Source organism: Actinoplanes sp. NPDC021490, from assembly GCF_055562135.1.
Genome location: NZ_JBVHFW010000010.1, coordinates 162,957 through 180,602, shown reverse-complemented (window position 1 = coordinate 180,602; position 17,646 = coordinate 162,957). Strand labels below are relative to the sequence as shown.

At 71.9% G+C, this 17,646-nt stretch carries 16 protein-coding genes; 12 read left to right on the top strand and 4 right to left on the bottom strand.

Annotated features, from left to right (window positions below):
* Nucleotides 1-95: 95 nt before the first annotated feature.
* From ACZ3I4_RS25820 to ACZ3I4_RS25805, 4 genes are all read left to right on the top strand, one after another.
* Complete coding sequence (locus ACZ3I4_RS25820) at nt 96-782, top strand: NADPH-dependent F420 reductase (protein WP_465384585.1); 687 nt, start codon at nt 96-98, stop codon at nt 780-782.
* Nucleotides 779-2,263, top strand: a complete 1,485-nt coding sequence (locus tag ACZ3I4_RS25815) for an MFS transporter (RefSeq protein WP_465384584.1) — start codon at nt 779-781, stop codon at nt 2,261-2,263. Before ACZ3I4_RS25820 ends, ACZ3I4_RS25815 begins: the two co-directional genes overlap by 4 nt.
* A gap of 65 nt (nt 2,264-2,328) precedes the next feature.
* Nucleotides 2,329-2,901, top strand: a complete 573-nt coding sequence (locus tag ACZ3I4_RS25810; protein ID WP_465384583.1) for a carboxymuconolactone decarboxylase family protein — start codon at nt 2,329-2,331, stop codon at nt 2,899-2,901.
* Complete coding sequence (locus tag ACZ3I4_RS25805; protein ID WP_465384582.1) at nt 2,898-3,320, top strand: PPOX class F420-dependent oxidoreductase; 423 nt, start codon at nt 2,898-2,900, stop codon at nt 3,318-3,320. The genes ACZ3I4_RS25810 and ACZ3I4_RS25805 overlap by 4 nt, the downstream gene beginning before the upstream one ends.
* Nucleotides 3,321-3,373: 53 nt before the next feature.
* Here the strand turns inward: ACZ3I4_RS25805 and ACZ3I4_RS25800 are convergent, their stop codons facing one another.
* Nucleotides 3,374-5,266 carry an MFS transporter gene (locus ACZ3I4_RS25800; protein WP_465384581.1) on the bottom strand — a complete coding sequence of 631 codons (1,893 nt, stop codon included), beginning with the start codon at nt 5,264-5,266 and terminating at the stop codon, nt 3,374-3,376.
* Between the two features lie 315 nt (nt 5,267-5,581).
* On the opposite strand from ACZ3I4_RS25800, the gene ACZ3I4_RS25795 reads away from it, so the two are divergent.
* The 6 genes from ACZ3I4_RS25795 (at nt 5,582) to ACZ3I4_RS25770 (ending at nt 10,260) form a co-directional block, all read left to right on the top strand.
* Nucleotides 5,582-6,043 carry a nuclear transport factor 2 family protein gene (locus tag ACZ3I4_RS25795; RefSeq protein ID WP_465384580.1) on the top strand — a complete coding sequence of 154 codons (462 nt, stop codon included), beginning with the start codon at nt 5,582-5,584 and terminating at the stop codon, nt 6,041-6,043.
* Between the two features lie 47 nt (nt 6,044-6,090).
* Nucleotides 6,091-6,723: a nuclear transport factor 2 family protein gene (locus tag ACZ3I4_RS25790; RefSeq protein ID WP_465384579.1), complete on the top strand. Its 633-nt coding sequence runs from the start codon at nt 6,091-6,093 to the stop codon at nt 6,721-6,723.
* Nucleotides 6,724-6,802: 79 nt separating this feature from the next.
* Nucleotides 6,803-7,171, top strand: a complete 369-nt coding sequence (locus tag ACZ3I4_RS25785) for a nuclear transport factor 2 family protein (protein ID WP_465384578.1) — start codon at nt 6,803-6,805, stop codon at nt 7,169-7,171.
* Entirely contained in the window at nt 7,168-8,718 is a 1,551-nt protein-coding gene (locus tag ACZ3I4_RS25780) for a GMC family oxidoreductase (RefSeq protein WP_465384577.1), read from the top strand. Before ACZ3I4_RS25785 ends, ACZ3I4_RS25780 begins: the two co-directional genes overlap by 4 nt.
* Nucleotides 8,711-9,127, top strand: a complete 417-nt coding sequence (locus ACZ3I4_RS25775; RefSeq protein WP_465384576.1) for a VOC family protein — start codon at nt 8,711-8,713, stop codon at nt 9,125-9,127. Before ACZ3I4_RS25780 ends, ACZ3I4_RS25775 begins: the two co-directional genes overlap by 8 nt.
* A gap of 113 nt (nt 9,128-9,240) precedes the next feature.
* Complete coding sequence (locus ACZ3I4_RS25770; protein WP_465384575.1) at nt 9,241-10,260, top strand: aldo/keto reductase; 1,020 nt, start codon at nt 9,241-9,243, stop codon at nt 10,258-10,260.
* A 28-nt stretch (nt 10,261-10,288) separates the two neighbouring features.
* On the opposite strand, the gene ACZ3I4_RS25765 is transcribed toward ACZ3I4_RS25770, so the two are convergent.
* Both ACZ3I4_RS25765 and ACZ3I4_RS25760 read right to left on the bottom strand, forming a co-directional pair.
* The gene (locus ACZ3I4_RS25765; RefSeq protein WP_465384574.1) at nt 10,289-12,607 is read right to left on the bottom strand and encodes a beta-ketoacyl synthase N-terminal-like domain-containing protein; all 2,319 of its coding nucleotides are present in this window, start codon (nt 12,605-12,607) and stop codon (nt 10,289-10,291) included.
* A 314-nt stretch (nt 12,608-12,921) separates the two neighbouring features.
* A complete protein-coding gene (locus ACZ3I4_RS25760; protein WP_465384573.1) occupies nt 12,922-13,728 on the bottom strand; it encodes a helix-turn-helix transcriptional regulator in 807 nt (268 codons plus the stop codon).
* A gap of 391 nt (nt 13,729-14,119) precedes the next feature.
* On the opposite strand from ACZ3I4_RS25760, the gene ACZ3I4_RS25755 reads away from it, so the two are divergent.
* Complete coding sequence (locus ACZ3I4_RS25755; RefSeq protein WP_465384572.1) at nt 14,120-15,313, top strand: IS701 family transposase; 1,194 nt, start codon at nt 14,120-14,122, stop codon at nt 15,311-15,313.
* 69 nt (nt 15,314-15,382) lie between these two features.
* Here the strand turns inward: ACZ3I4_RS25755 and ACZ3I4_RS25750 are convergent, their stop codons facing one another.
* A complete protein-coding gene (locus ACZ3I4_RS25750) occupies nt 15,383-15,823 on the bottom strand; it encodes a nuclear transport factor 2 family protein (protein WP_465384571.1) in 441 nt (146 codons plus the stop codon).
* A gap of 143 nt (nt 15,824-15,966) precedes the next feature.
* Between ACZ3I4_RS25750 and ACZ3I4_RS25745 the strand changes: the two genes are divergently transcribed.
* Nucleotides 15,967-17,646 (top strand): NAD(P)/FAD-dependent oxidoreductase, encoded by a 1,680-nt coding sequence (locus ACZ3I4_RS25745; protein ID WP_465384570.1) that lies wholly within the window; start codon nt 15,967-15,969, stop codon nt 17,644-17,646.

The window sequence follows — 17,646 nt, the reverse complement described above, 5'->3', positions numbered from 1 at the left end:
GGAAACGGTGCCCACAGACGCGGGACGAACCGCGACCGGGAATACACCCGGAAACGTGCGGCGCATCGCACGATATTCAAGAGGAGGAATCCGCCATGCGTTTCGCCGTGCTCGGAACCGGTGAGGTGGGACAGGCGATTGCGACCAAGCTGGTCGCGGTCGGGCACGAGGTCATGATGGGCTCGCGGTCGTCCGGCAACGAGCGGATGGCCAAGTGGGTCGAGGCCAACGGCGAGCGGGCCTCCGGCGGCACCTTCGCCGCGGCCGCCGCGTCGGCGGAGGCCGTGGTCAACTGCACGGCCGGGGTCAACACCCTCGACGCGCTCGCCCAGGCGGGCGCGGCCAATCTCGCCGGCAAACTGCTGATCGACGTGGCCAACGCCGTCGTCGTGTCCGGCCGCATCGAACCGCCCACACTGGACGGCTGCAACACCGACAGCCTGGCCGAGCGGATCCAGCGGACCTACCCGGACGCCAAGGTGGTCAAGACGCTCAACACCATCAACTACGACGTGATGGTGAACCCGGCCCGCGTGCCCGGCGACCACGTCGTCTTTCTCAGCGGCGACGACCCGCGGGCCAAGTCCGACGTCCGCGAGGTGCTGGGCTCGTTCGGCTGGCCACAGAGCCGGGTCGTCGACCTCGGCGACGTGACCAGCGCCCGCGGCCCGGAGATGTTCCTCGCGCTCTTCTCCCGGCTCTTCCTGCTCTACCGGACCGCGCATCTGAGCATCGCGATCCAGCGCGCGCCCGACGCCCCACTCGCGGAGGTACTCCAATGATCGATTCTCAGACCGCGCGGGACCGGCGCTGGTTCGCCCTGGCCCTGCTGGCAGTCACCCAGTTCGTGGTCGTCCTCGACATCACGATCGTCAACATCGCCCTGCCGACGATCCAGACGGCGCTCGGCTTCTCGCGCGAGAACCTGCAGTGGGTCGTCGACGCGTACCTGCTCGCGTTCGGCGGTTTCCTGGTGCTGGGCGGGCGCGCGGCCGACCTGTTCGGCCGCCGGACCGTCTTCGTCACCGGCCTGATCGTGTTCGGTGCGGCCTCGTTCGCCTGCGGTCTGGCCGGCGACGACACCACGCTGATCATCGCGCGGGCCTTCCAGGGCCTCGGCGGGGCGATCCTCTCCCCCGCCGCGCTCTCGCTGGTGATCGTGACCTTCACCGACGGCGGCGAGCGCAACCGGGCCATGGGCATCTGGAGCGCGGTGGCCGGCGCCGGTGGCGCGACCGGCGTGGTGCTCGGCGGTCTGCTGACCGACGGCCCCGGCTGGTCCTGGGTGTTCTGGGTGAACGTGCCGTTCGTGCTGGCCTGCGCGGCGCTGGCGCCGTTGGTGCTGCCCGGCGGCCGGCCCGAGCGCCGGGAGTCGCGGTTCGACCTGGGCGGGGCGTTCACCGTCACGCTCGGCCTGACCGCGCTGATCTACGGCCTGGTCGAGATCGCCGAGGCGGGCGCGAGCTCACCGCGGGTCATCGTGCCGCTGGCCGCCGCGGTGGTGCTCTTCACCGCGTTCGTGATGATCGAGCGCCGGGTCGCCGACCCGATCGTGCCGTTCCGCATCTTCCGGGCGGCCGGGCCGCGCAGCGCGAACATCATCATGATGGCCTTCGCGGCCGGCGTGGTGGCGATGAACTTCTTCATGACGCTCTATCTGCAGCAGGTGCTGGAGTTCGACGCCACCCAGGCCGGTCTCGCGTTCCTGCCGATGGCGCTGGGCCAAATCGTGTTCTCCAACGTCGCGTCCAAGGTGATCGGCCGGCTCGGCGTGCTCAACACGATGCTGATCGGCCTGGCCGCATCGGCGATCTCGTTCCTCTGGTTCGCGATGATCTCACCCAACGGCACCTACCTGGCCGACCTGCTCGGCCCGGTCATCCTGCTCTCGGTCGGCGGCGGTTTCACCATCGTCGGCTTGTTCGTCACCGCGACCACCGGCATCGAGATGCGCGACGGCGGCATCGCCGGCGGTCTGATCAACATGAGCCAGCAGGTGGGCGGCGCGATCGGTCTCGCCGGCCTGTCCACGCTGGCCGTGTGGCGCACCGACCAGTTGCTGGGCGACGGCGTGGCCGCCGCCTCCGCGCTGACCTCCGGGTTCCGGCTCGGATTCCTCATCGCCGCCGGGCTGGTTGTTGCCGCAGCCGTCCCGGCGTGGCTGATGCTGCGGCCGGGCGCCACCACGGCACCACCGGTCGAGGCGCCGCCGGTCGAACCGGTCCCCGGCGCGCTCGAGCCGTCCCCGCAAGAGGCTACCTAGCCGCCCGCCGGCCCGGGCCCCGATGCCGAGCCCGGGCCGGCGTACCGAACCCGAAGGGAACCGACATGCGTCTGGAGATGCTCAACCCCCCGTACACCGGCGAGGACGCCGAACGTGTGGCCCGCTGGGTGCCGCCCAACGTCGACGTGCAGCCGCTCAACACGGTCCGCACGATGCTGGCCAACCACCCCGAGATGGGCGAGCGGATGCGCCCGTTCGCCTGGTTCTTCCTCGACCCCGAGCTGAGCACGCTCGAGGTGCGGGTCCGCGAGGTCGCGGTCGCCCGCACCTGCGCCAAGGCCGACTGCGAATACCAGTGGGGCGTGCACCAGGTCGTCTTCGGCGAGGCGGCCGGCTTCACCGAGGAGCAGCGCGCCTCCTCGGTCTGGGGCTCGGCCGACGACCCGGTCTGGGACGAGCGGGACCGGGCGATCATCCGGGCCGTCGACGAGCTGCTGGACACCACCACGCTCAGCGACTCCACCTGGGACGGGCTGCTGGTGCACCTGAACCACAGCCAGGCGCTCGAACTGGTCGCCCTGATCGGGTGGTACCTGCTGAACTGCTTCACCACCAACGCCACCCGGACGCCGCTGGAGGACTTCGCGGCCCGGTTCCCGGTGCGGGTGGCGTCGTGAGCGCCCTGTCGACGGCCGTACGGGAGGCCATCGAGGGCGGCCATCTGGCTCACATGGTCACCCTCAACCCGGACGGAAGCCCGCAGGTGGCCTGCGTGTGGGTCGGTCTCGAAGGCGACGACATCGTGTCGGGCCACCTGTTCGAACAGCAGAAGATCCGCAATCTGCGCCGGGATCCGCGCATCTCGATGTCGATGGTTCCCGGCGGCGGGAGCCCCGACGGCCTGCCCTACCACTTCGTGCTGCACGGCACGGCCAAGGTGGTCGAGGGCGGCTGCCCCGAGCTGCTGCAACGCCTGGCCGGTGTCTACCTCGGCCCGGACGTGGTGTGGCCCCCGATGGACAACCCGCCCCCCGGGTTCGTCATCCGCACCACGGTGGAGCGGGTGGTCGGATACGGTCCCTGGCACGAGGACTGACCCCACCCCACCGTCCGGCCGGCTCCCCCTCACGGGGAGCCGGCCGGTTCCGTCTACGGCGTGGTGATCTGGGCGCCCACCCGGTGCAGCAGCGCGGACCACTCGGCGGCGAACTCCGGGTCGGCGGGATCGCGGCCGGTCACCATCCGGGTGATCTGGGGCAGCAGGTACGGGTAGTTGGCCAGCGCGAAGACGAGCAGGCGCAGCAGGCCCGGGTCGATGCCGCCGGGCAGGTCACCGGTCGCCTGCCGGGCCCGGATCTCGGCCACCTGGGCGTCGATGGCGGGCTGGCGCAGCTGCTCGTGCGGCACGGCTCCCGGAGCGGTCAGGGCCTCGTGCTCCAGGTAGGTGAGCCATTCGCGGTGGCGGCCGGCCTCGGCGAAGTGGTACGCCAGGTACGGTCCCAGCGACGCGGGCGCCTCGCCGATCCGCTCCTCGCGGCGATCGATCTCGTGGCGGAGCAGGCGGCGGAACGAGCGGTCGCCCAGGCGGCCCCCCGTGGCCAGATAGACGGCGTACGGGCCGCCCAGCAGCCGGTGGCTGGGCCGGGTCGCCGTCGCGGGCAGCCGCAGCGCCAGGAACGCGGCCCCGACCAGCAGCAGCGCGGTCACCGGGACGGTCCAGGCGTACGCGCGGGCGAAGCCGGCCGGCGTCCGGTCGACGCCGAGCAGGCCGAAGAACAGAACGCTGTGCAGGGCCACGCCGAGCGCGTTGCCCACCTGCAGCGTGGTCGTCACCGTGCCGGCCCCGGCGCCCGCGTCCGACGGTTCCAGCGTGCCCAGGATCGTGCCGATCAGCGGGGTCATCCCCAGCCCCAGGCCGAGGCCGGCGATCAGCAGCGGCGCGGCGAGCTCCCAGCCCGACAGGGCGCTGCCGGAGGTCGCGGCGACGGCGGCCGCGCCGAGCAGGCCGAGCGCGCCCAGGCCGTATCCGAGGGCCAGGACGTTGCGGCCGAGCAGCCGGGCCGCGGGCGCCGCGACCAGCGACGCCGCGAAGAAGCCGACCGCGTTGGGGGTGTAGACGAGCGCCGCCCGCAGCGCCGGCATGCCCAGACCGACCTGCAGATAGACGGCCAGCAAGAGCAGGAAGCCCGCGTACGAGGCGGCGAACAGCGCGGCGATCGGCACACCGGCCGAGAATCCGCGCTGCCGGAACAGGTCGAGCCGGACGAGGGGCTCACCCCCGGCGGCGGCCACCCGGTGTTCGTGGCGCAGGAAGACGGCGAAGAGCACGGGCACGGCGGCCAGCGAGACGATCGTCCACATCGGCCAGCCGGTGTCGTGGCCGCGGACGAGAGGAAGAATCAGGGCGGCCAGCATCACAGGCACCAGGACGAGGCCACCGCGGTCCAGCCGGGTGCGGCTCGGCGGGCCGTCGGGCGGCAGCAGACGGGCGGCCACCGCCACCGCCACCACGCCCAGCGGAACGTTGACCAGGAACACCGGGCGCCAGCCGAGCCCGAGCACGTCGGCCGCCAGCAGCAGCCCGCCGAGCAGCTGCCCGGCGATCGCGCCGATGCCGACCACCGAGCCGAAGACGCCGAGTGCCCGCCCCCGCTCGGAACCGGCGTAGGTGACCTGGATGAGGGCCAGCACCTGGGGATAGAGCAGCGCGCCGCCGACCCCCTGCACGGCGCGGGCGGCGATGAGCAGCCCGATCGAGGGCGCCAGTCCGCAGGCGGCCGAGGCCACCGTGAAGACGGCCAGACCGAGCAGGAAGAGACGCTTGCGCCCGTACGCGTCCCCGAGCCGGCCACCCGTGACGAGCAGGCTGGCGTAGGTGACGGTGTAGGCCGAGATGACCAGCTCGACCAGCGAGTACTCGGCGTGCAGATCGGCGCTGACACTCGGGATCGCCACGTTGACGATCGCCACGTCGATCACGGCCATCAGCGCGCCGGCCAGCACGACCGAGAGCACCGTCCAGTGCCCGTTTCTTACGGTCACGGCCTTGTCCTTTCGTTGTTTCTCCTCGTGCGTACGCGACTCAGCCTCCGCGAGTCCGGCGGTCTTATCCAGGTCGCGCCGACGGTGGTATCGGCAATTCCAGGAAACGCCCGCGGGCCGCGCTCCGGCGAGTGCACGGAATATCGCGGCGAGGCTGTCCGGAATCGCTCGGACATCGCAGAGTGCCGGGCACCCGGCCGTTTCGCATTGCCGCTGCCGACCGGCATTCAGTTGACTGTTCCCGTCGGCGGCGCCCGCATTCGAATGGCGGGACGCTTTCACCGCCGCCCAACGTCAGTCGATCGAGGAGCAGTCGTGACCGAGACAGTGCTGGACTCCACCGCCGACCTCCGCCGCCGCAACGTCGGCCTGGTCGAGAAGATGTACGAATGCTTCAACCGCGGTGACATGAAGACCATCAAGGACGAGGTGTTCGCGCCCGACCTGGTGTGGAACCTGCCTGGCCGCAGCCCCGTGGGCGGCGCCAAGAACGGGCCGGACGAGGTCATCGCGTTCTTCGGCGGCCTGGTGGCGAGCGGGATCAAGGTCGACCTGATCCGCATCGACTCGTGGGGCGACGACACGGTCGTCGAGGTGCACCGCGGCCACGGCACCGCCAAGGGCGCCACGCTCGACGCGCTGAACTGCACCCACTACATCATCCGGGACGACCGGATCGCCGAGGTGCAGGTTTATCTGAGCGACCAGTACGGCGCCGACAACTTCTTCTGGACCGCCATTTCGCTGGCACCGATCCCGCAGCGCTGGGCTTCCTGAGCCACCGCGCCGATCGTTCGAGGAAAACCAAGAAAAAGGAGCAGGAAATGCCGGTCATCCGCACCACTCTGCTGGAGGGATTCAGCACCCGGGAGCAGCGCGAAGAAATCTGCACCCGGCTCGCCGACACGCTCGTCGACATCTTCGGCGACGTGACCAAGCCGTACATCTTCTCGATCGTCGACGAGGTCAAGCCGGGCGCCTGGTCGATCGGCGGCAACGTGGCCAACGAGGAGATGATCGCCAACGGCGTGCAGATCTCGCAGGCCGACCTGGCCAAGAAGCTCACCACCGACCGGGTCGCCAAGGCCTACGACGCGCTGGCCACCGGTGACCGCGCCGAGATCGAGCAGTACTGGGACGCGGACATCGAGTGGCTCGTGCCGGGCGAGTCGGCTGTCTCGGGCACCAAGAAGGGCCTGGACGACTTCCTCGGCTTCATGAAGGTCGTGGGTGAGCTGTCCGGCGGGTCGTTCGAGATGACGCGTACGGGCGTCTTCCTCAGCGGCGACCAGTCGATCGACCTGAGCCACAACTCGGCCACGCGCGCCGGTGACGCCGGCCGCAAGCTCTCCATCGAGGTGGCCCACGTGCTGCGGTGGAAAGAGGGCCGGATCGTCGAGGGCCGCGGGGCCATCTTCGGCTCGGGGACGACCGAGTTCAACCAGTTCTGGGCCTGACACAACGCTTCACGGCATGACGGCGCCGGCCGCGGGTGCACAGCCCGCCGCCGGCGCCGTCCCACATCCAGGAGATCTCATGGACACCAGGAAAGTCGTCACCCGCTACTACGAGCTCGCCAATTCCGGCGACTGGAACGCCTGGACCGACCTGTTCGCGGCCGATCAGGTGATGGACGAGCAGCTGGCCGGTCACGTCGAGGGCCGCGAGACACTGCGCGAGATGATGGCCGGCTTCCCCGCCATGTACGCCGCGTTCCGCAACGAGCCCCGCCACGTGGTGATCGAGGGCGAGCAGGCCGCGGTCGTCTCGCACATCTCCGCCCGCACGCCCGGCGGGGAGACCGTGGAGGCCGATGTCGTGAACTACTTCCGGATCACCGGCGGGCGGATCACGTACATGGCCAACTTCCACGACACCAAGCCGTTCGCCGCGGTCGTGGGGTGAGCGAGGTGGAGGAGTTCGACTACATCGTCGTCGGCGCGGGGACGGCCGGATCGGTGCTCGCGCATCGGCTCTCGGAGGACCCCGGCGTACGGGTGCTGGTGCTGGAGGCGGGCGGTGGCTGGATCCCGGCCGCGGTCGACCAGGCGCCATTGTGGTTCACGCTGCTCGGGTCCGGTGTGGACTGGGGCTACCAGAGCGTGCCGCAGGCCGGGCTGGGTGGACGGGCGACGTACGAGCCGCGCGGCCGGATGCCCGGCGGCAGCAGCAATCTCTACATCATGATGCACGTGCGCGGGCACCCGTCGGACTTCGACGGCTGGGCCGCGCAGGGGGCGGCCGGGTGGGCGTACGCGGATCTGCTGCCCTACTTCGAGCGGCTCGAGGGCCCGCAACCGGTGACCGGCGCCGGCGACCACGACCCCAACCCCCTTTCCCGTACGTTCCTCGAGGCCTGCGACGAGCTCGGCTTCCCCCGGCTGGACGACTTCAACTCGGGGCCGATGAGCGGGTCGGGCTGGCACCAGCTGGATGTGCGGGACGGGAAGCGGCAGGGCGCGCTGGCGTCCTATCTGGAGCCCGCGCTGGCCCGGCCCAACCTGGTCGTGCGCCCGGACGCGCAGGTGATGCGGCTCGATGTGCGCGACGGCCGTTGTGTCGGCGTCACCTATCGGCAGGGCGAACCGGCAGCGGCCGACGGCGACGGGCGACGGGTCGCGGTGGCCTCCCCGGACGGGACGGGTGTCGTCTCCGTACGCGCGTCCGAGGTGCTGGTGTGCGCGGGCGCCATCGAGTCGCCGAAGTTGCTGCAGCTCTCCGGCATCGGCGACCCGGAGCTGCTGGCCCGGCACGGCATCGGCGTCGTGTCACCGCTGCGCGGGGTCGGCGAGAACTTCCACAACCACGTGCTCACCGGCTTGATCGCCGAGACGGTGGAGCCGGTGCCGCCGGGCCGGCAGAACCTGTCGGAGGCCGCGCTGTTCACCACGTCGGCGCCCGGCCTGGAGGCGCCCGACCTCCAGATCGCCTTCGTGCACGTGCCGTTCGACATCATCGTCGGCGCCCGCCACCCGAACGCGGTGAGCATCCTGCCCGGTGTGGTGCGGCCGCAGTCGCGCGGGTGGGTACGCCTGGCCGGCACCGACCCGTTCGCGCCCCCGCTGGTCAACCCCAACTATCTGGCCGAGCCGGCCGACGTGAACCGTCTCGTGCAGGGCGTCGAGCTGGCCCGCGACATCTTCGCGACCGCGGCGTTCTCCTCCTCGCTCAAGGGTGAGCTGCTGCCCGGCAGCGAGGTGACCGGCCGCGCCGCGTTGCGCGACTTCGTGCGGCAGCGGGCCGACAGTTACCACCACCAGGCCGGCTCGTGCCGGATGGGCGTCGACGAGCTCGCCGTCGTCGGCCCCGATCTGCGCGTACGCGGCGTGGACGGCCTGCGGGTCGTCGACGCGAGCGTGATGCCGGCCGTGCCCTCCGGCAACTGCCACACCGCGATCGTCGCGATCGCCGAGCGGGCCGCCGATCTGATCCGGGAGGACCGCCATGCCTGAGACCGCCACCCTGCACTGGTCGCACGTCGCGCTCAACTGCCGCGACACGAGCGCGACGGCCGGTTTCTACAGCCGGCTGTTCGGCTTCCGGACGGCGCGAGTGGTGCCGCTGGGCGAGGACGAGATCGTCTTCCTGCGCCAGGGCGACGTCTATCTCGAGCTGTTCCGGGTGCCGCCGGGTGGCCACCGGCCGCCGCGCACCGACGACGGCCCGGTCGCGCCCGGGACCGTACGGCATCTGGCCTTTCAGACCGACGACCTGGACGCGTTCCTGGACCGGGCCGGAGACGTGCCGGTCGCGCTGGGCCCGCTGAGTTTCGACGACTTCATCCCCGGCTGGCGCAGTGTGTGGCTGACCGACCCGGACGGTGTGGTGGTCGAGGTCAGCCAGGGATATCACGACTCCTGAAAAAGTTTTCCCGGCACACTTCGTGCACTCGTGCTGGCGCCCTCCCTCGTCCGGCCCGGATAGTGTCCAGATTGCCCGGTGGCGCGGGCCGCCGGGCTGGACGAGGGAGAAGCATGCGCTACACACTGCTCGGCAACACCGGTCTGCGGGTGTCCCAGCTGTGCCTGGGCACCATCACCTTCGGCGACGAGCGCGCCTTCGGCACGCCCGAGAAGGAGGCGCAGCGGCAGATCGAGCTGTTCGCCGAGGCGGGCGGCAACTTCCTGGACACGGCCAGCAACTACGCACAGACCCGGTCCGAGCAGGTGGTCGGCCAGGCCGTCGCGGCCGACCGCGACTACTGGGTGGTGGCCAGCAAATACACCGTGAGCGCGCGCCCGGGCGACCCCAACGCGGCCGGCAACCACCGTAAGAACCTGGTGCGCTCGCTCGACCGGTCGCTGCGTCAGCTGGGCACCGACTACCTCGATCTGCTGTGGGTGCACGCGTGGGACGGGCTGACCCCGGTCGAGGAAGTCATGCGCGCCCTCGACGACCAGGTCCGCGCGGGCAAGGTGCTCTATGTCGGGCTGTCCGACGCGCCGGCTTGGGTGGGGGCGTACGGGCAGGCGATCGCCGAGACGCGCGGGCTCACCCCGTTCGCCGCATTGCAGGCGCCGTATTCGCTGAGCCGCCGCGACGTCGAACGAGAGCAGCTGCCGATGGCCCGCGCGATGGGCATGACCGTCTGCGTGTGGGAGGCGCTCGGCGCGGGCCTGCTCAGCGGCAAATACCTGCCGGGCGCGGCCGACGAGCCACGCCGGATGGGCGCGCAGTCCGCCGAGCGGCTGGCCCTGGCCCGCGCCGTGGCCGAGGTGGCCGAGCAGGTCAAGGCGTCGCCGGCCCAGGTCGCGCTGGCCTGGCTGCTCACCCGCGGTGTGGTCCCGATCGTCGGCGCCCGCACGGCGGCCCAGCTGGCCGACAACCTGGGCTGTGTCGACGTCGAGCTGCCCGGGGCCCAGCTGGACGCGCTCGACGCGGCGTCGGCGTTCGAACTGGGCTTCCCGGCCGAGTTCCTGGGGCAGATCAGCTCGCTGGTGCACGGCCCGGGCCTCCGCGACCGCATCGACGTGCCGGTGCGCGCCCGGCGCTGAGACCGGGCGCGCCCCTGCTCCGGCACGGTCAGGCCGGGAGCGCGTCGGTCAGCCAGTACTTGCTGTGCTGCCACGCGGTGGTGGGCACATCCACGTAGCGGCCGCCGGGCAGGACCCGCCGCCAGTCCGGGCCGGCGCCGGCCGCATAGGCGCGGCCCAGGGCGGTGAGCAGCCACAGCGGATCGTCCCGGCCGGCCAGCTCGTGCAGGTCGAGCACCTCGGCCGAGCCGCCGGCCAGCTTGATCTGACGTTGCACCTCGGCCGCCTCGGGGCCGGCCGAGCCCAGCACGATGACGACCACCCGCCCGTCCGGCGCGACCAGATCTCGCAGCGCCGCCGCCGGGTCACCGGCCACCGCGCGGGCGGGTCCGGCGGCCACCAGGCCGAGCCCGTCCTCCACGCCCGGCAGCGCGGCCCGCCGGGGTTGCCGGGCGCCGGCGTGCTCGGGCCGGCGGTCCCCCGGCCAGGCCGAGGCGGGCACTCCGGTCACCGAGGCGACCGCGTACCGGCCCGAGCCGGCGCCGACGACGAGGTCGGGGGCGAGCCCCCAGTGCCGCCAGACGGAGGCCAGCGCCACCTGCTGGGTCCAGCACGCCGCCAGGTCGTCCGAGTCGGCCACCCCGGCGGCCCGGACCCGTCGCGCGCATTCGGCCGCGGCGGTGCGGTAGGGGCGCACGGCCCGGGTCAGCGCCCGCGCCACCCGCTCCCCCATCGGGGCCTCGCCCGCCATCAGATAGACGACCCGGGCCGGTCCGGATTCCGGCTCGACCGGCGGTATCGGCGCCGCGGCGATCTCGCGCAACGACGCGACCAGCCCGTTGCGGTCGGCGGCGACGGCCGCCGCGCGTACCGGATGGTGGTCGCGCCGGGTCGCCGCGCTGTGGCACACGTCGTCCAGGGCCGCGCCGCCGGCGAGCAGCCGCTCGAAATCGCGGGCGGTTTCGCGCAGGGCCCCGGGTGAGCGCGCCGAGACCGGCAGCACATAGCCGAGCAACGGGCGGCGGACGATCGCGCTGCCCGTGGGGGCCCGGTCGTCCGCCCAGTCCTCGAGGACGACGTGGACATTGGTGCCGGAGAGGCCGAACGAGCTGACCCCGGCCCGGCGGGGCCGGTCGCCGCGGGGCCAGGCGGTGTTGACCGGCACCGGGCGCAGCCCGCCCCCGGCCAGCAACGGCTGCGGCCGGCCGACGTGCAGGCTGCGGGGGATCACGCCCTGGCGCATCGCGAGCGCCACCTTGATCAGCCCGAGCAGGCCGGAGGCGGCCTCGGTGTGCCCGATGTTCGTCTTGACCGAGCCGACCAGGCACGGCTGCCGCGGGTCGCGGGTGCGCCCGACCACCTCGGTCAGTGCGGTCAGCTCCTCGCGGTCACCCACCGGCGTGCCGGTGCCGTGCGCCTCGATGTAGTCGACGCCGGCCGGCGCGACGGCCGCGTCGTGGTAGGCCTGCCGCAGGGCCGCGGCCTGCCCGGCCGAGCTGGCCGCGACCAGGCTGCGCCCGCTGCGGCCGTCGTTGCTGACGCCGCTGCCCCGGATCACGGCATGAACGCGGTCGCCGTCGGCCCGCGCCTGCGACAGCCGCTTGAGCATCACCGCGGCGACGCCCTCGCTGCGCACGTAGCCGTCGGCGTCGCTGTCGCCGAAGCGGCAGGCTCCGCTGGGTGACATCAGCCTGCCCCGCGCGAACGCGAGCGTGTAGGCGGTGCTCAGCTGCAGGTTCACCCCGGACACCAGGGCCGAGTCGATCTCGCCGCCGCGCAGGGCCTGGCTCGCCTGGTGCAGCGCGAGCAGCGAGCCGGCGCAGGCCGCGTCGAGCGCGAGGCTGGGCCCGCGCAGGTCGAGCAGGTGCGAGATCTGGCCGGCCACGCAGGCCCGCGAGCCGGCGCCGACGGCCGAGTAGAGATCGGCCAGCCCGGACCGCAGCAGCATCTCCCAGTATTCCGACGAGACGGCGAAGGCCGCGTAGACCCCGGTGCGGCTGCCGGCCAGGTCGCTGGGCCGCTGCCCGGCGTCCTCGACCGCTTCCCACACCGTCTCGAGCAGCAGGCGCTGCGCCGGATCCATCCGCACCGCGGCCTTCGCGGAGATACCGAAGAAGCCGGCGTCGAATTCGTCCACGCCGTCGAGGAAGCCGCCCCACCGGTCGTGGCGCGGCTGCACCGGAAGGGTGCGTACGGCCGACCAGTCGAGCCCGAGTCGCTGCGGCAGACCGGTGGTGATCGCGTCGACGCCACCGGCCATGAGCTCCCAGAAGTCGCTCAGTCCGCGTGCCCCGGGCACGCGACAGGCCATGCCGACCACGGCCACGTCGTCCCGCTCACTCTGATCCGCCCGCGTTCCTACCGTCATTTCGTTACGCCTCCCCGATGCCGGATCACTCCGGCGCGAAACGCTGGAAAAGGTATGAGCGACTTCGACGGCGCTCCCCGGCCCCCGTGGTTGACGGCGTTATATTCCCCGGCGAAACAATTCGCCGTGCCGACACCCGGACATCAGGCCGTTACCGATCGTGACTGGGAAATAGTGTCCACAGCCGCCAGACGAGTCAACGAGGAATTGACGTAATACCGGTGCCGAACCGCGGTCACCGAATTATCGGCCCAGCAATTGGCTACCAACAATATGTTGACATCAGAAAAGCCGATATTTCGGACGTACGGAATTCACGCGTCCCCGGGCGATCGGACGGGCAGGTGGTAGGCCAGCGACACCTGGTCGTAGTCGCTGGGGTGGGCCACCACCAGCCGCATGGGCCGCAGCACGCCGTCGCGCCGGAAGGTGCGGGCGCGCTGCCGCTGACCACGAATCTCGTGATCGGCCCACCAGTGCGCGAAGTCGGTGCTGGCCTGATTGAGCCGGCGCACCAGGTCGAGCATGCGGCCGTCGGCCGGGTAGCGCGCCGACGCCGCCCGGAACCGGGCCACGATGTCGCGCACGTCGGTGTCCCAGTCGGCTATCTGCTCCCGGGCGTTCGCGTCGGTGACCATCCACCAGACGATGTTGCGCTCCTCGGGCGCGAACCGGCCCCAGTCGGTGTACCACTCACCGGCGGCCTCGTTCCAGGCCAGGATGTAGCCGAGGTGGTCGAAGGCGTACACCGGATAGGGGCCCACGGCGGCGATCGCGACGATCTCGCGGACCAGGCCGGCGGCCTCGCGGCCGATCGCCGGGTCGGGGCCGATGCCGCGCCGGGCGACCAGGTTGTGCACATAGAGCCGCTCGTCCTCGCTGAGGCTCAGCACCCGCGCCAGGCTGTCGAGCACCTCGGACGACGGCCGGATGTCACGGCCCTGTTCGAGGTACGTGTACCAGGTCGGGCTCAGACCGGCCAGGACGGCGACCTCCTCGCGGCGCAGGCCCCGGGTGCGGCGCCGGGGGCCGATCGGGAGGCCGACCGAGTCGGGCGGCACACGCTCGCGCCGGCTGCGCAGAAAGTGCGCCAGTTCGCGCCGGCTCAGCTCGTCCGCCATCCGCACGTCCCCCGATCGTGTCCGGCTGCGATTGGACGCCCGTCGGGGCGACCGAGGGCCGTCGTGTCAAATAAATCAACGCTCCGTACTCTATCAGTTGCTTATGTGTCATCCGCGCAGCTCACATTGCGCGAAAGCTCACAGATCAATTGCCAAGCAGCAGACTGACGCGGCCGGGGACAACATTCGTTCGGGGCAAAACGTAGTCGGGTACCCGACAGAAAAGGCGCCCGCATCCGGGAGTTCCCCCGATTTCGCGTCCGGGAATGGTGGCACTCCCCGCCTGGCACTGGCAGTGCCACCACAAATGCGTTCTGTGTGCCGCGCTTTATTGCGGTGAGCATGAGTCCTGACGGCCGGTCAACGGCCGGTGACGGGGGAAGGACTCACGGTGCCCACTCAGATCACTGACCTCACCACTCGAACCAGCGAACGCCTCACGCTCGGCCGGTTGTGCCAGAGCGTGCTGGTCTCCCTGCCTCGCGCGGATCAACGGAGATGGGGCGAAACGTACGTCCGGGGGCTGGTCAACGTCCCCGGGCGCAAATCGATCCGCCGCATCTCCGAGATGGTCGTGGGCGGGCACGCCGACCAGTGCCTCCAGCAGTTCGTCAACCAGAGCCCGTGGCGCTGGTCCCCGGTGCGCCAGCGCCTGGCCGAGGAGCTGGTGCAGGACCAGCCGGTCACCGCCTGGGTGATCGACAACGTGGTGTTCCCCAAGAACGGCAACAACTCGGTCGGCGTCAGCCGCCAGTTCGTGCCGTCGTTCGGCCGCACCGTCAACTGCCAGCTCGCGCTGGCCCTCAGCCTGGTCAGCGACGACGACACGTACCCGGTGAACTGGCGGCTGATGCTCCCGCCGAGCTGGGACACCGAGGCCGCCGCGCCGCGCCGCCGGCTCGCGCACGTGCCCGACACCGAGCACCACCGCTCGTTCCGCCACCACGTGCTCGACCTGCTCGACGAGACCGCCGTCGGCTGGGACCTCATGCCCGGCCCGCTCCTGCTCGACGCCGAACACGACGCCGACCTGGAGCCGCTGCTGGCCGGTCTGGACGAGCGGGGACTGCGGTACGCCGTACGCGTGCGGGAATCCGCCTCCGTGGCGCCGCCCCGCGCCCCCGGCCTGCGTCCGCTGCAGGTCGGCGAGCTCGCCCGGATGGCCGCCCGCACCCGCATCACGCTGGCCCTGCCCACCGGGCCGACCGGCAAGGTGGTGCGCTCGCACTTCGTGGTCGCCCCGGTTCCCGGCGCGGCCGGACCGGCCCTGGTCGCCGGCGGGCAGTGGCGCCGCACCCGCCGGCTGGTCGTGCAGTGGCCGCTCGGCGGATCCCGGCCCACCGGCTTCTGGCTCACCAACCTGAACACGAGCCGCCTGGCCGAGCTGGCCCGGCTGCTGCAACTGCAGAACAGCGCCCGGCGTGACCTGGCCCGCATCAACGAGGAGTCGGGGCTGCAGCACTTCGAGGGACGCTCGTTCCGGGGCTGGCACCACCACGTCACGCTCACCTCGGTCGCGCACGCCTTCCGCGGCATGTGCCGCAGCCGCACGCACTCGCTGGTCCAGCAGTATCGGGCCGGCTAGATGAGCCGGACCGTGGCCGGCCGCGGGCCCCTCCCTCCGGAGGAGCCCGCGGCCGGCCGGACCGGGCTGTCAGCCCTGCGCCGACTTCATCGCCTCGATGGCCACGAGCGGGTTGGACACCTCGCGGAACACCCGGATCCGGCCGCCCACCACCCGGAACAGTCCGAAGTAGTGGTTGGCGTAGACCCCGCCGCCGATCAGGTCCACGTGACCGCGGTATTCCAGCAGGATCCACTCGGGGTCGGCCAGCGGGAACGTCTCGGTGACGTCGAACCGCATGGCCCGGGCCATCCCGGGCAGCGCCCGGAACACCGCCGCGACCTGCTCGGCGCCCTCACGCCGGGACGGCAGGCCGGGCGGCGCAAAGGTGATCTCCTGCACGATGTCGTCGCCGAACAGGGCGACCGCGGCCTCGATGTCCATGGCGCTCAGTGCGGCCAGGAAACCGCGGGCCACGCTGCCCGCGTCCGTCGCGGTGAGCACCGTCCGGCCGTCGCTGGTCGTCTCCACGTTCGCCACCTCGTCTCTGCTGTTGCTGATGCGCGACGCGCCCGGTGCGCGTCTGCGGCCAGCGTGCGGGAGCGCCGATCCGGGTTCCAGGCGAAGCCGACGTTGTACCGACCTGTTTCTTCGTTCCGGGAGGCGTACCCCCGATGAGTGAGACGACCAAGCTCGAGCAGCCGCGCCCGGTGCTGCTGACCGTCGACGACGATCCGTCCGTGTCCCGCGCGGTCGCCCGCGACCTGCGCCGCCGGTACGGCGCCGAATACCGGGTGCTGCGGGCCGACTCCGGCGGCCAGGCGATGATCGCGCTCAAGGAGGTGCGCCGGCGCGGCGGCCGGGTCGCTCTGATGCTGGCCGACTACCGGATGCCGAACATGGACGGCATCCACTTCCTGGAGGAGGCGATGGACCTCTTCCCGCAGGCCCGGCGGGCGTTGCTGACCGCGTACGCGGACACCGAGGCCGCCATCCGGGCGATCAACGTCGTCGACGTCGACCACTATCTGCTCAAGCCGTGGGAACCGCCGGAGGAAAAGCTCTATCCGGTCATCGACGAGCTGCTCGACGCATGGAAGGCGAGCGGCGACCGGGCCCGTACGGCGGTGCAGGTGGTCGGGCACCGCTGGTCGCGACCGGCGTACGAGGTCCGCGAATTCCTCTCCCGCAACGCGGTCCCGTTCCACTGGTTCAACGCCGACGAGCCGGAGGGACGCCGGTTGCTGGCCGCCGCGGGCGCCGGACCCGAGGCCGTGCCGCTGGTGCTGCCCCCGGACGGTTCGGTGCTGCCGGCGCCCAGCGTCGAGGAACTGGCCGCCCGGGTGGGCCTGCCGACCATGCCGGCGGGCGACTTCTACGACGTGGTCATCGTCGGCGGCGGACCGGCCGGCCTGGGCGCGGCGGTCTACGCCGCCTCCGAGGGGCTGCGCACGGTGCTGATCGAGCGGCAGGCCACCGGCGGGCAGGCCGGGCAGAGCAGCCGCATCGAGAACTATCTCGGATTCCCCGACGGGGTCAGCGGCGCCCAGCTCACCGGCCGGGCGCGGCGGCAGGCGGCCAAGTTCGGCGCCGAGATCCTCACCGGACGCGCCGTCACCGGCATCGAGGTGAACGGGCCGCAGCGGGTGGCGCGCTTCGCCGACGGCGCCGCCATCGCCTCACGCGCCGTCATCCTGGCCACCGGGGTGGCCTATCGCCACCTGCCCGCCGAGGGGGCCGACGCGCTGATCGGCCGGGGCGTCTACTACGGCTCGCCGACCTTCGAGGTCAGCGAGTGCGCCGGCGAGCACGTGGTGATCGTCGGCGGGGCGAACTCGGCCGGGCAGGCGGCGTTGTTCTTCGCGCGGCAGGCCGCGAAGGTGACCATGGTCGTACGCGGCCCCGACCTGCGCCGCACCATGTCGCAGTACCTGGTCGACCAGGTGATGCACGCGGCCGGCATCGAGATCCGCACCGGCACCGTGCTGACCCGCTGTCTCGGTGACGAACGGCTGTCCCGGGTCGAGCTGGCCGGCGAGTCGGGCCGGACCGAGGTGCTCGACGCGACCCACGTCTTCGTGTTCATCGGCGCTCAGCCGTACACCGCATGGTTGCCCCCGGCCGTACGGCGCGACGGAGCCGGCTTCGTGCTCACCGGACCCGACCTGATCTCGGACGGGCGGCGGCCCGCGGGCTGGGAACCCGACCGGGACCCGTACCTGCTGGAGTCCAGCCTTCCCGGATTGTTCGTGGCGGGAGACGTACGGGCGCAGTCGGTCAAACGCGTCGCCTCCGCCGTCGGCGAGGGCGCCCTCGCCGTCACCCAGGTCCACCGTTACCTCGACGGTCAGTGA